The sequence below is a fragment of the Marinomonas phaeophyticola genome (assembly GCF_026966905.1).
In the GTDB taxonomy this organism is placed as follows: Bacteria; Pseudomonadota; Gammaproteobacteria; order Pseudomonadales; family Marinomonadaceae; genus Marinomonas; species Marinomonas phaeophyticola.
In genome coordinates, this window is record NZ_JAPUBN010000010.1 from 91,814 (window position 1) to 106,238 (window position 14,425).

The window sequence follows — 14,425 nt, forward strand, 5'->3', positions numbered from 1 at the left end:
GTATTAGGCCATTAAAAAATAGCTTAATAAGCAAGAATTGAATAGGAATATATCTAATGAGTGATACAAAAAAAGTGTTTGAAGCTATGGTAGAACGTTTTGATACTGAAGAAGCGGATGGAATGGAAGCGGTTTTTCAGTTTGAAATTGATGATAGTGACCACTTTCACCTTGTTATCGAAGATGAGAAATGTGCCCTTCAAGAAGGTGAACATGATGATGCAACGGTGACGTTAAGCATGGACCTAGAAACGTTACAAAATGTTATGAGCGGTGAATTAGACGGTATGGAAGCGTTTATGCAAGGTAAAATCCGTGCCGATGGTGATATTATGTTAGCGACTAAACTGACGCAACTTTTCCCAAACTAGTTCGTCCGGGAAATCTGTAACATATCGACTAACATAAGCTAAACCCAACTTTTGCATCAGTTCGAAAGTTGGGTTTGTTCGTGACAGGTTTCTCCTATAAAAAAAACAAACAGGAGCGTTACTATGACTACAGACACCTCTGCTAAAAGAAAGCCGGGAAGCTGGATTCCAGAGCACCTGAATCCTAATAATTTCCAGTCAATTATTGATGTGTTCCTGCACGCCTGTAAAGAATTTAAAGACCTTCCTGCCTTTACAAGTGTGGGTAAAACGATTACCTATGGCGAACTTGATACGTTATCAAGCGGATTCGCTGCGTACTTGCAAAATAATACAGATTTAAAAGAAGGGGATCGTATTGCGATTCAACTTCCTAATGTTATCCAATCTCCTATTGCTGTTTTTGGTGCCATAAAAGCGGGTTTGATAGTAGTTAATACCAACCCTCTTTATACTCCTAAAGAATTACTGCATCAATTTAACGATTCTGGGGCTAAGGCGTTGGTTGTGTTTGCTAATATGGCTCACAATGTTGAAAGTATCATCGACAAAACGGACATAAAACATGTCTTTATTACTGAAATAGCAGACTTTCATCCAATGCCTAAAAAGCTGCTTATCAATTCCGTTGTTAAGTATGTTAAAAAAATGGTGCCGGCTTACTCCCTGCCAAAAGCCATGAGTTTTTTCACAGCGATCAAACAAGGTCAGTCGCTTAAGGTTAACCTTGTCCATAAGCAGCCTGAAGATATTGCTGTCTTACAGTATACCGGCGGTACAACAGGTGTTGCGAAAGGGGCTATGTTAACGCATGCTAATTTAATTTCTAACTTACATCAGTTAGGAGACCGACTTAGTAATCATTGTATACCTGGTGAGGAGCTCTATATTGCCCCTTTGCCAATGTATCATATTTATTCCTTCCTGATTCATGGGCTAACTTTATTAAATCGTGGTGCTCACAGCATTTTGATTCCAAATCCAAGAGATATTCCTGGCTTTGTTAAAGAGCTGAAAAAATGGCGTTTCTCTGGCTTTGTTGGTTTAAATACGTTGTTTGTTGCGCTATGTAACAATGAGGATTTTAAAAAATTAGATTTTTCTCGTTTAAAAGTCACAGCATCCGGTGGTATGGCGTTAACTCATGCCGCGGCTAATGAATGGAAAAAAGTCACTGGTCGTACTGTTATTGAGGGTTATGGGTTAACAGAAACGTCTCCGGTTGTGTCTTTTAATCCAGTAGGAAAAGAACAAATTGGTACGATTGGAGTGCCTGTTGATGATACTTTGTTGAAATTTATTGATGATGAAAACAATGAAGTACCTGAAGGTGAAGCAGGTGTTTTATGCGTATATGGGCCCCAAGTTACGAAAGGTTACTGGCAACGAGAAGACGCAACGCGTGAGTCAATGACAGCGGATGGCTATTTTATTACCGGTGATATTGCTAAAAGACACCCTGATGGGTATGTACAGATAGTTGATCGTGCAAAAGATATGATCATAGTCTCTGGATTTAATGTCTATCCATCTGAAGTCGAAGACTGTCTAAGTTCTCATGAGGAGATTTTAGAAGCGGCTGCCATTGGCGTATACGATGAAAAAACTGGGGAAGCCGTAAAAGCCTTTGTTGTATTGAAAGACCCGAAAAAAGAAATAGATGTAGCCGCTTTACGTATGTTCTGTCGTAAAGAGCTAGCGGCTTATAAAGTGCCAAAATGCATTGAAATTCGTGATGATTTGCCAAAGACAAATGTCGGTAAAGTATTGCGTCGTGCATTGAGGGATGAATAATTGCTCAGTCAATGAGATAAAAGGTTGTTGGGCCGTGAGGAAGTTCTTTCTTCTAAACGTGTATTTTTTGAAATACAAGTCACGGTGCAGTGGCTTATAAAGATGTTTAATCTAGCCATGATTAAGAAGGTAAAAATGAGTGATTTTATACAATCGAATGTTGTGAACGGCGTTCAAACTATTCGTTTAAATCGTGCCTCTAAAAAAAATGCTATCACACTAGATATGTATCAAGGTCTGACTCAATCTCTGGAAGAGGGTGAGTCGAATAAAGATATTTTAGTTACTGTCATTCATGGCGAAGGGGCCGATTTTTCGTCTGGTAATGATATTGCTGAATTTGTTCAAATAGCGCAACAACCCGATAAAATGTCTACCATAATGGCGTTTTTACGAACACTCTCTCAATACCCTAAACCTTTGTTTGCGGCTGTTGAAGGTAGAGCGGTAGGTATTGGGGCCACCATGTTACTGCATTGTGATATGGTGTTTGCAGCCCGTAATAGTTCTCTTTGTTTTCCATTTGTTAAATTAGGTGTTGTTCCTGAGGCGGCGGTAAGTTATTTATTGCCTAGCCTTGCGGGCCATCAATTGTCCTTTGAAAAACTGATTTTAGGTGAACCATTTGATGCGGAAGAAGCTCACAGCATAGGCATGATAAACCATTTATGTGAGGACGATGAAGCGTTTGCTTTGGCGATGAAATATGCGGAAAAAACCGCCAAATTACCTCCAGAAGCGGTGCTGTTAAGTAAAAGTTTATTGAAGCAGCGTTTCCAAGATGAAGTGCAAATGACACTAATGAGAGAAGGTCGTATTTTCAAAGACCGACTTCAATCTAAAGAAGCGCACAATGCCTTTAAACGATTTTTATCGAGGCCTAAAGTCGGTTAATTTATCGGTGTAGTCCTTACTTTAGAGGCTAAAAAGAGTTATTTAATCACCCTAGTTTTCTTTGTATCACGTTCAAAGAAAACTAGGGTGATTTTTTTGTCAGTGAACTGAGGCTTTTTTGTTATTGATGAAAATCTCAATGAAACTAGTATTAGTTAGATGATTTTATGATTCTCGTTTTGTTCTTGTTATCTATAGAACACCTTAATAAATTAAGGAATGAATAACTTAAATAAAGCATCTAGAGTCAACCTAATGAATATTGTAGATCGAGGTTTTATGAAGATTTTAGTCACAGTCAAACGTGTTGTAGATTACAACGTAAAAGTTAGGGTCAAAGCGGATCATTCTGCTGTTGAATTAGCGAATGTTAAAATGTCGATTAATCCATTTTGTGAAATTGCTGTAGAAGAAGCGATTCGACTAAAAGAAAAAGGAATTGCTTCAGAGATTGTCGTCGTTTCTGTGGGGCCGAAAAGCTGCCAAGAAACATTAAGAACCGCATTAGCTTTGGGGGCAGATCGTGGCATTCAGATAGAAGCGGCAGATGGATTGGATTCATTAGCCGTCGCCAAGTTGATTGCGAAAGTGGCGAAAGACGAATCGGCTGATTTGATTATTATGGGCAAGCAGGCAATTGACTCAGACAATAACCAAACAGGTCAGATGGTTGCCGCATTACTCGATTATCCTCAAGCGACATTTGCTTCTGAGATTGTTGTTGAAAACAATGTTGCAAAAGTGACCCGTGAAATTGATGGTGGACTCCAGATTCTTTCAGTGACACTACCTGCTGTCGTAACGACGGATTTACGGTTGAATGAGCCAAGGTTTGCTTCTTTACCTAATATTATGAAGGCGAAGAAAAAACCACTTGATGTGAAAACGGCCGAAGAACTTGGGGTAAATACTGACTCTAATATTGAAATAATAACGGTTATGCCGCCATCTGATCGTAAAGCCGGTATTAAAGTGAGTTCTGTTGCAGAGCTTGTTGAAAAACTTAAAAACGAAGCGAAGGTGTTGTCATGAGCCTATTAATTATTGCAGAACACGATAATAAAGAATTAAAACCGAGTACGTTAAATACCATCGCTGCAGCGCAAAAAATCACGAATGACATTCATGTATTAGTGGCGGGTATGAACTGTCAAACAGTTGCTGAACAGGCGGCTAATGCGATCTCCGTTACGCAGGTTTTGCTTGCAGATAATGGTGCTTATGAGCATCAGCTCGCTGAAAATATTAGTAAGTTAGTTGTCGATATTGCTAGGGGCTATGGCCATATTCTAGCACCGGCAACAACCGCTGGAAAAAACCTATTACCACGTGTTGCTGCGTTGTTAGATGTGGCTCAGTTATCAGACGTGATTGAGGTGATTAGTAACGATACTTTTATTCGTCCTATTTACGCTGGCAACGCCTTAGCGACAGTGAAGTCAAGTGATGCGGTTAAAGTGATGACGATACGTGCGACAGGGTTTGATCCAGTAGCGAGTCAAGGTGGTTCGGCCACTATTACCACTTTAGAGCAAGTGATTATTTCAGAAAATAGCCAATTCGTAAGTGAACAGTTAGCCGTGTCAGACCGTCCAGAGTTAACCGCGGCCAGTATTATTGTTTCTGGTGGTCGTGGAATGGGGAATGGAGAGAACTTTCAGATGCTTGAAGCGGTTGCCGATAAATTGGGTGCGGCCGTTGGTGCATCCCGTGCGGCCGTTGATGCTGGCTTTGTACCAAACGATTGGCAGGTTGGGCAAACCGGTAAAACTGTTGCACCAGATTTATATATTGCAGTAGGGATTTCTGGTGCTATACAGCACTTGGCAGGCATGAAAGACTCGAAAGTCATTGTGGCAATCAATAAAGACGAAGAAGCCCCTATCTTTCAAGTAGCGGATTACGGTTTAGTAGCCGATCTATTTGATGCCGTTCCTGAATTGGAAAAATCACTTTAATTAATTTGAGGCACGAGTGGTGATGTATCACTCGTTTGTTTAGTTTCATTCTAAGTAGATAGAACTCAATAATAAAAATCGGAGACAAACATGATATTTGAAGGAAAAGCCGTCAAAGTATCTCAATTAGAGACAGGTGTTGTTCTTGTTACTTTAGACTTACAAGGCGAGTCGGTAAACAAGTTTAATCTGCTTACTTTACAAGAATTAGGGGAGGCTGTTAAAGCTGTTAAGACCCTACCAAATGTGGCTGGTGTTGTATTTAACAGCGCCAAAGATGTATTTGTTGTAGGTGCGGATATAACCGAGTTCACAACTTGGTTTACTCTTGATGATAATGAACTTGCCGATAAGCTGAGAGAAGTTCATAAAACCTTTAATGAAATAGCCGATCTTCCTTATCCGACCGTAGCCGCTATTAACGGTATCGCATTAGGTGGTGGCTTTGAATTATGTTTAGCTTGTGATTACCGTGTTATGGCGGATTCTGCCAAGGTTGGTTTGCCAGAAACACAATTGGGTATTTATCCTGGCTGGGGTGGAACCATTCGCCTACCGCGTTTAATTGGTGTTGATAATGCGTGTGAGTGGATTTGTGGTGCGGGGCAAAAGCGCTCTGCTGATGCACTAAAAGACGGTGCGGTCGATGCCGTTGTAGCTCAAGATAACGTCTTAGAGTCCTCTCTACATTTAATCCAACAAGTCGTAGATGGTAAGTTGAAATATCAACAACGTCGTCAAGAAAATAATGCCAACATGGTGTTTTCACCCATTGAAAAAATGATGATTTTTGAATCCGTTCGTGGTGTTGTTGGGGCAAAAGCAGGGAAACATTACCCTGCGCCTATGGTTGCTATTAAAACCATTGAAAAAGTGATTGGTCAAACTCGTGAAAAAGCCATTGAAACCGAAATAGCAGGTTTTGTGAAACTGGCTAAAGGACCTGTTGCTAAAGCACTGGTTGGCTTATTCCTAAAAGACCAACAAATCAAGAAAACCGCGGGCCAATTTTCTAAAGGTGCTGAACGAGTAAAACAAGCCGCTGTTTTGGGGGCTGGCATCATGGGCGGTGGCGTGGCGTATCAGTCATCCTCAAAAGGAACGCCAATTATTATGAAAGATATTCGTAATGAAGCTCTAGAGTTAGGTTTGAGTGAAGCGAATAAGCTGTTAGGCGGTCAAGTCTCACGTGGCCGTATGACGGCTGAGAAAGCCATGAAAGCACTTAATGGTATTACGCCAGCTCTTAGTTATGGTGAGTTCGACCATGTTGATTTAGTGGTTGAGGCCGTGGTAGAAAACGTTAATGTTAAAAAAGCGGTATTAGCTGAAACAGAAAATCACATTAGCGCGGATACTATCTTAACGTCTAATACCTCAACTATTTCCATTACGGAATTGGCTAAAAATTTACAACGTCCTGAAAATTTCTGTGGTATGCACTTCTTTAATCCTGTGCATCGTATGCCATTGGTTGAAGTTATACGGGGTGAGAAAACCAGTGATGCAGCCATTGCTCGTACTGTGTCCTATGCACAAGCAATGGGCAAAACCCCTATCGTAGTGAATGATTGCCCTGGCTTCTTAGTGAACCGCGTCTTGTTTCCTTACTTCGGTGGCTTCTCCGCGATGATGAAAGAAGGCGCTGATTTCCAAATAATTGATAAAGTTATGGAAAAATTTGGTTGGCCAATGGGACCCGCTTATTTACTGGATGTGGTTGGATTAGATACGGCGTTCCATGCAGACGAAGTAATGGCAAAAGGCTTTCCTGACAGAATGCAGCATGAAGGCATTAACGTTATAGACAAATTATTTGAAGTAGAGCGCTTTGGTCAGAAAAACCAGAAAGGCTTCTACCGTTATGAAAACGATCGTAAAGGTAAACCGAAGAAAATTTTCGATGCCGAAATTCACTCTATTTTAGCACCAACAGTAGTGTCAAAAACGGAGCTTACAGAAGAAGATATCATTGCGCGTATGATGATTCCTCTATGTATTGAAACAGTACGCTGTGTTGAGGAGGGAATTGTTGGTTCTCCTGCAGAAGCGGATATGGGATTGATTTACGGTATTGGTTTCCCTCCTTATTTAGGCGGAGCATTGCATTATCTTGATCAAATGGGGTTGCAAGCATTTTGTGATTTGGCGGACCGTTTTAGCCATCTTGGTAAGCTATATGAGCCGACAACAAAAATGCGTGCCATGGCACAAAACAATGACACTTATTATGGCTCAGCCGTTTAACCTTTGGTCAGAATAGGATTAGGAGAATATCAATGAATTTCAATGAAAATGATGTAGTTGTTATCGATGCTGCCCGTTCCCCAATGGGAAAATCTAAAAACGGTGCGTTTCGTCATGTTAGAGCTGAAAATTTATCGGCCGAAGTGATTAAAGGATTGCTTGCACGTAATCCGAAAGTAAACCCGAAAGAGGTTGAAGATTTAATTTGGGGCTGTGTTAACCAAACACTTGAGCAAGGTTTTAATGTGGCCCGTGCAGTAAGTTTGTTAAGTGGCCTACCAATGACATGTGCCGCACAGACAGTAAACCGTTTATGTGGTTCATCCATGTCTGCTATTCATACCGCTGCGCAAGCGATTATGACAGGCCAAGGTGAGGTCTTCATCGTTGGTGGAGTAGAGCATATGGGTCATGTCTCTATGATGCATGGGGTTGATGTTAACCCTGCTTTATCTAAACACATGGCCAAAGCATCTATGATGATGGGTGTGACGGCTGAAATGCTAGGCAAAATGCATGGTGTGACCCGTGAACAGCAAGATGAGTTTGGTGTTCGATCTCATCGATTAGCTCAAGAAGCCACCTTAGCTGGACGTTTTGCCAATGAAATCATTCCTGTTGAAGGGCATGATAGTGACGGTAATAAAGTACTGGTAGAGACGGATGAAGTGATTCGCCCTGAAACGTCAATGGCGTCTCTAGGCAATCTTAAACCGGTGTTTGTCCCAAAAGTGGGTACAGTAACCGCAGGTACGTCCTCTGCTTTATCTGATGGTGCATCTGCAATGATTCTGATGTCAGGTAAAAAAGCAATGGAGTTAGGAATAACTCCTATAGCCCGCATTCGCAGTATGGCCGTGGCTGGCTGTGATCCAGCGATTATGGGTTACGGACCTGTTCCTGCAACCAAAAAAGCCTTAAAGCGTGCGGAATTAACGATAGCTGATATCGATATTGTCGAGTTAAACGAGGCGTTTGCGGCACAATCAATTCCAGTACTGAAAGATTTGAAGCTGCTGCAACACCTTGATAAAAAAGTAAACTTAAATGGTGGTGCGATTGCCCTGGGTCATCCACTGGGCTGTTCAGGTACACGTATTGCGACTACTTTGTTAAATGTTATGCAGCAACAAGACGCTAAGCTTGGTTTGGCTACCATGTGTATAGGCATGGGGCAGGGGATTGCTACTGTGTTTGAACGTCTATAGATAGTGAACTACACAAAGGCGCAACATGCCTTTTAGTAGATAAAGAGCGTTAAAAAGTTGTTTTGTTAGTCATACGACTTTTGTCATTTTGGCCCCATTTATTGGGGCTTTTTTTGTTTAAAATAGATTAACGGAAAATACTTTTTAGAAAGTACATAATAGATTTTTAATGTATGTACCCTGGATTTGATAGAGAGGTTTATCCCTATGCATTTAAATAAAATTGAAGAAACAGATCATCTACCGCTAGAAACAGAACGTTTACTATTGCGCCAATGGCAAGGGAAGGATCTTGAACCTTTTGCTGAGATGACCGCGGATTCTTTAGTTATGGAACACTTTCCATCAACATTAACTCGATCTGAAAGTGATGAATTAGTGTGCAAGTTACGTCATCATATAGACCAGCGGGGTTGGGGGTTTTGGGCTGTTGAACGTAAGGATACCCACGCTTTTATCGGCTTTGTTGGTATTATTTATCAAGCAGCGGCAATGCCGAACGCTCCTTTTGTGGAAATAGGTTGGCGTATTTCGTCAAACCATTGGCGTAAAGGCTATGCGTTAGAAGCTGCTCAAGCCTCTCTTAAATTTGCTTTTGAAACATTAGCCGCAGATTCTGTTTATGCCATTACTAATTTAAATAATTTGCCTTCTATTGGCGTTATGAAAAAACTTGGTATGAAAAATCAAGATCAAGACTTCGATCATCCTGCATTGCCAAAGGAACACCCATTGGCACGACATTGTTTATATGGAATAACAAGAGACACAGCGTTATTCAAGTAACGTTTATTTTATACTGATCATTCTTTTCGTTCATTCATTTATAGAAATTGCTCACACTGGCACAGTAATTGTTAGTTATTATCTATTCGTAACAATTAAGGTCGAGTGCGTAAGATGAAAGCCCTATTTTTAATGGTGTTGACGGTAGAAAAGCGTAAATTGTGTCAATTTAGTATTGCTGCACTAAATTGGCTACAGCACCGAGTTGGGAGATTTCTACCGAACCAATTTGGTGCAAATAAGGTTTTTCTAGGGATTGGCTTCCGCTCAGTAAGGAGTAAGCCATGAACTGCTCATTTATTGTCTTTACTGATTTAGATGGCACCTTACTTGATCATCATACTTATAGCTTCAATGCGGCTATTCCTGCCTTAGCAAAATTAAAAAACAAGAAAATTCCTATTATTCCAAATACCAGTAAGACCTTTGATGAGCTATTGCCTATTCTGCAACAGTTACAATTGAATAGTCCGTTTATTGTAGAAAATGGTGCGGCCGTTTATATACCCGAATCTTTTTTATTAGATTTATGTTCATCCAAAGTGGATTTGCTTGAGCGTTATACCGCTGAGAATAAAATTACCAAGGTGATTTTAGGATCAAGTGCTAAAGGTTGCTATTACAGAAAGGCTTTTATTGAATCTCGTCAATATTGGTTGTCTCTTTTAGAGGATCAAGGCGCTGAATTTTCTCATTTGCATACGGGGTTTTCGAAAATGTCTGTGGCTGAGATTCAATCCATAACAGGGCTTAATCTTGAACAAGCTCAAGCGGCATCTAAGCGTGAGTTTGGTGAGCCCCTGCAATGGCATGGGTCTGAGGCGGAACTGAATCAATTTACTCAACAGATGAAACGTGTTGGCGCTAGCGTGGTTAAAGGTGGGCGTTTTGTTCATGTTGGTGGTAATTCAGATAAGGGGCGGGCGATGAAATGGTTGACGTCTTTTCTTAAATCAAACACGTCCGTTGCATTAGGGGATGGAGAGAATGATAGCTCTATGCTGGAAGTCGCCGATATTGCAGTACAAATTCGTTCTGAATCCCATTCCTTTCCGGTACTAAATCGTACTAGCGGGGTCATTCAAACAACGGCTGTTGGACCTATGGGTTGGAATGAGGCCATTGATCAAATCTTATTCAGTGAAGGTAAAGCCACGGGGTCTAAACGTGATGCGTTTTAAGCGGCTGGTTTTCACAGTATTTATTTTCAGTATACGAGAGCCCAATTCTCTCGTTTTACTACATTAGTTTTACTACATAGAGGCAATCCTTATGGCAGATTTTTATCAAAATGGAATCGTAACCACCCTGCATAATCTTACGAAACGCAGCACCAGTGAATTAGAAGCAGAGCTAACCGACTTTTCGAAAAAACGTCCGTTAGGGTTGATATTACCGTCATTGTTTTCAGAGTTAGAAGGGGAAGCATTACCCGATATTATTCATAAAATTGCTCAAGTACCTTATTTATCTGAGATTGTAATTGGCTTAGATAGAGCCTCTTTAGAGCAATATAAGCATGCTATTGCCTTCTTTGGCGAGTTGCCACAGCATCATAGAATTTTGTGGAATGATGGACCAAGGTTACAGGCATTAGATGCAAAGTTGCAATCAATGGGCCTTGCGCCTACAGAGTTAGGTAAAGGCCGCAATGTCTGGTATTGCATGGGGTATGTATTGGCATCGGCTAAGTCTGAGTCAATTGCATTGCATGATTGCGATATTTTAACGTATGACCGAGATTTATTAGCTAGATTGATATACCCCGTGGCTAATCCTCAATTTAACTATGAATTTAGTAAAGGGTTTTATTCTCGGTTCGCCAATGGAAAACTAAACGGTCGAGTTGCGCGTTTGCTCGTAACACCGTTAATCAAATCCTTAAAGCGGGTATTAGGACACAATGAATATTTAGACTTTATGGACAGCTTTCGATATTCATTGTCTGGTGAGTTCTCCTTTAGACGTGATGTGTTAACGGATTTACGGATCCCGAGTGATTGGGGATTAGAAATTGGTGTGTTGTCTGAAATGCATCGTAATTATGCATCCAATCGTATTTGTCAGGTGGACATAGCTGATTCTTACGATCACAAGCACCAAGATTTATCATTGGAAGATGATAATGCAGGCTTGTCTAAAATGTCGATTGATATCACGAAAGCTTTTTTCAGAAAATTAGCTACTCAAGGCTATACCATTAACCCTGAAACCATGCGAACAATAAAAGCAACTTACTATCGGATTGCCCTAGACTATATAGAGACCTATAAGAATGACGCCATTATCAATGGTTTGACGCTGGACATTCATACGGAAGAAAAGTCAGTGGAAATGTTTGCTAAAAATATTATGCAGGCCGGAACACAATTTTTAGATAATCCCATGGAAACGCCTTTTATACCGGCTTGGAATCGTGTCATTAGTGCCATGCCTAATGTATTGGATGAACTGAAAAATGCAGTAGAAGAGGATTACCAAGAGTTTAAAGAGACCGCATCACTCATTAAATAAGGGCAGGTAAACCTATGAACATATTGACGCAACTGGCAGAAAAGTTACAACTACAGCTCTCTGTTATTTACGATGGAGTCGAAATAGAGACTAGTTATAAGGAATTGAGTTTAGATCTAATTGATATGATGGGATTAAATACTCACTGTGTTGAGCCTGTTCCTTATGCAAACCACTGGTCGCAGAAGGATATGATACTCATTACCTATGGCGACAGTTTCCTAGAAGAGGGCGTCAAGCCGCTGAAGACCTTAGATAGCTTCTTAGAAGAACACATAGGAGAAAGCGTTAACGGTGTGCATATATTGCCGTTTTTTCCTTATAGTTCCGACGATGGTTTTTCTGTTATTGATTATTCCAGTGTTAATGAGTCATTGGGCGATTGGTCTGATATTAGTGCTATAGCAAAAAAACGGAAATTAATGTCGGATTTGGTGATTAATCATTGTTCTAGCCGAGGGATTTGGTTCGAAAACTTCATTAAAGGGGAGGGTAAAGGCAGTGATTATTTCTTTACGGCCAGTCCTGATGATGACTTGTCCCAAGTGGTTAGACCTCGAACGAGTTCACTATTGCGACCCGTCGAAACAGAGAAAGGATTACAACATGTATGGTGTACCTTTAGCCATGACCAAGTCGACCTAGATTTTAGAAATCCTGAAGTGTTACTGACTTTTGTGTCTATAATTCGCCAATACTTGGATGCGGGGGTGCGCATATTTAGACTTGATGCGGTGGCTTTCTTGTGGAAGGAATTGACTAGTGCTTCAATTAATTTACCGCAGACTCATGAAGTGGTTCGATTATTGAGAACTCTAATTGAGCATTCGGAGCCTGAAGCCATCATGATTACGGAAACCAATATTCCGAATACACAAAACTTAACCTATTTTGGCAATGCCAATGAGGCTCATTGTATTTATAACTTTTCATTGCCACCGCTATTAGTGAATACCTTAATTACTGGCGATTGTTTGTATTTAAAACGTTGGTTAATGAGCATGCCTCCTGCCCAAAATGGCACCTGTTATTTTAACTTTATTGCTTCCCATGATGGTATTGGTTTAAGGCCTGCTGAAGGCTTATTGAGTGATATAGAAATCAATACATTAGTCAATACGATGCAAAGTTTTGGAGGGCGAATCTCATGGCGCACATCAGAAACCGGTGAGCAAAAGCCCTATGAAATGAATATTTCTTTGTTCGATGCCCTACAAGGAACGGTGGAAGGAGAAGATAAATGGGGGTTAGAGCGCTTTATTTGTGCCCATGCCATTATGTTTGCTCTAGAAGGCATTCCAGGAATTTATATTCACAGTATGCTGGGTACTCGTAATGATTATGAAAAGTTGAAAAATACGCATCATAATCGCTCTATTAACCGTCATCGGTGGGATTATTCACAACTGGAGCGGCAGCTGGCTAATACCTCAAGCTCCCATCATACAGTGCTTGCAAGAATGCTTGAGTTAATCGATATACGGAAAAAACAATTGGCTTTTCATCCTAATGCCATTCAGTTTGTTTTGCATTTAGGGTTGCAGTTGTTTGGCTTTTGGCGTCAAAGTTCGGATCGAAAACAAAGTATTTTTTGTGTTAGCAACATTTCTAAAGAAGACGTAGAGCTGAGATTAGGGGAATTAAATCTTATATCTACTGATACTTGGTTCGATCTTATTGCAGGAACCCCGGTTACAAATTTAAACGAAGTGGTGACGCTTTCCCCTTATCAAACGGTTTGGTTGACTAATATTATGTTGGAATCTTAGCGTCTGACAATACCGAAATTCGCTAATAGAGGGTTGAGGTATTCCTTTTCGCGCGGCGATAAGTGCATCCGTTGTGAATACCTCAATCTACTAATCATTAAGCGCTTGCGGCTATTTCTTGGCTAATTTGAGTCAGAGCTTGTTTAAACGTGTCACTCGTCTGGCCGCCACTAATGGCATATTTGTTGTTGATAATAAAGGTTGGAACAGAAGATATGCCCATTTGTTGCATTTGAGACTCTTCTTCTCTTACTTCTTGTGCATAATCGTCACTGTCTAGAATTGCTTTTGCTGCCGCTGTGTCTAAGCCAATGGACCCAACAACGTCTAATAGTTGTTGTTCTTGATTTAAGAGCGCTTGATCAGAAAAGTGTGCTTGAAACATGGCTAATTTAAGCTCTGTTTGTTTACCTTGTGTTTTAGCCCACGCTAATAAGCGATGACAATCAAAACTGTTGATCATGATACGTTCGCCGTCAAAGTCAAAGTGAAAACCAGATTGCTTACCCATATCAATAATGCGTTGACGGTTTTCCTGGCCTTGGGCTTCAGATAAACCGTACTTTTCTTGCAAATGTTCGTTGATATCTTGCCCTTCAATTGGCATGTCTGGGTTTAATTCAAATGGATGCCAGCTGATATCAGCTGTGATGTCGCTTTTTATGTCATTAAGAGCGCGCTCTAAATTTTTATAGCCAATGATGCACCATGGGCACATTACATCAGATACGATATCGATTTTTAAATTTGTCATGTTTTTGTCCTAGTTTCTGTCGCTCAATAGTGGCTAATCATGGGGTTAAAACGCCGTTCATAGGGTTTCATTATCTAAAAATACAGTGGTGCTCTAAATACGAAAATGCAAGCAATCGAATCAATAATCC

General features: G+C 40.6%; 12 protein-coding genes. 11 read left to right on the forward strand and 1 reads right to left on the reverse strand.

All coding sequences use genetic code 11. From position 1 onward, the window contains the following. Nucleotides 1–56 precede the first annotated feature (56 nt). From O1D97_RS03110 to O1D97_RS03160, 11 genes are all read left to right on the forward strand, one after another. A complete protein-coding gene (locus O1D97_RS03110) occupies nt 57–371 on the forward strand; it encodes an SCP2 sterol-binding domain-containing protein (protein ID WP_269122730.1) in 315 nt (104 codons plus the stop codon). A gap of 123 nt (nt 372–494) precedes the next feature. Then, entirely contained in the window at nt 495–2,165 is a 1,671-nt protein-coding gene (locus O1D97_RS03115; protein ID WP_269122731.1) for an AMP-binding protein, read from the forward strand. Nucleotides 2,166–2,300: 135 nt separating this feature from the next. After that, nucleotides 2,301–3,059 (forward strand): enoyl-CoA hydratase-related protein, encoded by a 759-nt coding sequence (locus O1D97_RS03120; RefSeq protein WP_269122732.1) that lies wholly within the window; start codon nt 2,301–2,303, stop codon nt 3,057–3,059. 279 nt (nt 3,060–3,338) lie between these two features. Then, the gene (locus tag O1D97_RS03125) at nt 3,339–4,091 is read left to right on the forward strand and encodes an electron transfer flavoprotein subunit beta/FixA family protein (RefSeq protein WP_269122979.1); all 753 of its coding nucleotides are present in this window, start codon (nt 3,339–3,341) and stop codon (nt 4,089–4,091) included. Then, entirely contained in the window at nt 4,088–5,017 is a 930-nt protein-coding gene (locus O1D97_RS03130; protein WP_269122734.1) for an electron transfer flavoprotein subunit alpha/FixB family protein, read from the forward strand. The genes O1D97_RS03125 and O1D97_RS03130 overlap by 4 nt, the downstream gene beginning before the upstream one ends. A 90-nt stretch (nt 5,018–5,107) precedes the next feature. Continuing rightward, nucleotides 5,108–7,264, forward strand: a complete 2,157-nt coding sequence (gene fadB / locus O1D97_RS03135) for a fatty acid oxidation complex subunit alpha FadB (protein ID WP_269122736.1) — start codon at nt 5,108–5,110, stop codon at nt 7,262–7,264. Between the two features lie 32 nt (nt 7,265–7,296). Beyond that, the gene (gene fadA / locus O1D97_RS03140) at nt 7,297–8,472 is read left to right on the forward strand and encodes an acetyl-CoA C-acyltransferase FadA (protein WP_269122737.1); all 1,176 of its coding nucleotides are present in this window, start codon (nt 7,297–7,299) and stop codon (nt 8,470–8,472) included. A gap of 207 nt (nt 8,473–8,679) precedes the next feature. Continuing rightward, nucleotides 8,680–9,258: a GNAT family N-acetyltransferase gene (locus tag O1D97_RS03145; RefSeq protein WP_269122738.1), complete on the forward strand. Its 579-nt coding sequence runs from the start codon at nt 8,680–8,682 to the stop codon at nt 9,256–9,258. Between the two features lie 284 nt (nt 9,259–9,542). Beyond that, nucleotides 9,543–10,439 (forward strand): HAD-IIB family hydrolase, encoded by an 897-nt coding sequence (locus O1D97_RS03150; protein WP_269122739.1) that lies wholly within the window; start codon nt 9,543–9,545, stop codon nt 10,437–10,439. 91 nt (nt 10,440–10,530) lie between these two features. Beyond that, the gene (locus O1D97_RS03155) at nt 10,531–11,772 is read left to right on the forward strand and encodes a glycosyltransferase family protein (protein WP_269122741.1); all 1,242 of its coding nucleotides are present in this window, start codon (nt 10,531–10,533) and stop codon (nt 11,770–11,772) included. Between the two features lie 14 nt (nt 11,773–11,786). After that, nucleotides 11,787–13,541: an alpha-amylase family glycosyl hydrolase gene (locus O1D97_RS03160; RefSeq protein ID WP_269122743.1), complete on the forward strand. Its 1,755-nt coding sequence runs from the start codon at nt 11,787–11,789 to the stop codon at nt 13,539–13,541. A 97-nt stretch (nt 13,542–13,638) separates the two neighbouring features. On the opposite strand, the gene O1D97_RS03165 is transcribed toward O1D97_RS03160, so the two are convergent. After that, nucleotides 13,639–14,295, reverse strand: coding sequence for a DsbA family oxidoreductase (locus O1D97_RS03165; RefSeq protein ID WP_269122745.1), 657 nt, complete (start codon nt 14,293–14,295; stop codon nt 13,639–13,641). Nucleotides 14,296–14,425 lie beyond the last annotated feature (130 nt).

What these genes read in the sequence shown, in the direction of transcription:
- O1D97_RS03110 (WP_269122730.1), top strand. Translation starts at nt 57, where the DNA reads ATGAGTGATACAAAAAAAGTGTTTGAAGCTATGGTAGAACGTTTTGAT.
- O1D97_RS03115 (WP_269122731.1), top strand. Translation starts at nt 495, where the DNA reads ATGACTACAGACACCTCTGCTAAAAGAAAGCCGGGAAGCTGGATTCCA.
- O1D97_RS03120 (WP_269122732.1), top strand. Translation starts at nt 2,301, where the DNA reads ATGAGTGATTTTATACAATCGAATGTTGTGAACGGCGTTCAAACTATT.
- O1D97_RS03125 (WP_269122979.1), top strand. Translation starts at nt 3,339, where the DNA reads ATGAAGATTTTAGTCACAGTCAAACGTGTTGTAGATTACAACGTAAAA.
- O1D97_RS03130 (WP_269122734.1), top strand. Translation starts at nt 4,088, where the DNA reads ATGAGCCTATTAATTATTGCAGAACACGATAATAAAGAATTAAAACCG.
- fadB (WP_269122736.1), top strand. Translation starts at nt 5,108, where the DNA reads ATGATATTTGAAGGAAAAGCCGTCAAAGTATCTCAATTAGAGACAGGT.
- fadA (WP_269122737.1), top strand. Translation starts at nt 7,297, where the DNA reads ATGAATTTCAATGAAAATGATGTAGTTGTTATCGATGCTGCCCGTTCC.
- O1D97_RS03145 (WP_269122738.1), top strand. Translation starts at nt 8,680, where the DNA reads ATGCATTTAAATAAAATTGAAGAAACAGATCATCTACCGCTAGAAACA.
- O1D97_RS03150 (WP_269122739.1), top strand. Translation starts at nt 9,543, where the DNA reads ATGAACTGCTCATTTATTGTCTTTACTGATTTAGATGGCACCTTACTT.
- O1D97_RS03155 (WP_269122741.1), top strand. Translation starts at nt 10,531, where the DNA reads ATGGCAGATTTTTATCAAAATGGAATCGTAACCACCCTGCATAATCTT.
- O1D97_RS03160 (WP_269122743.1), top strand. Translation starts at nt 11,787, where the DNA reads ATGAACATATTGACGCAACTGGCAGAAAAGTTACAACTACAGCTCTCT.
- O1D97_RS03165 (WP_269122745.1), bottom strand. Translation starts at nt 14,295, where the DNA reads ATGACAAATTTAAAAATCGATATCGTATCTGATGTAATGTGCCCATGG.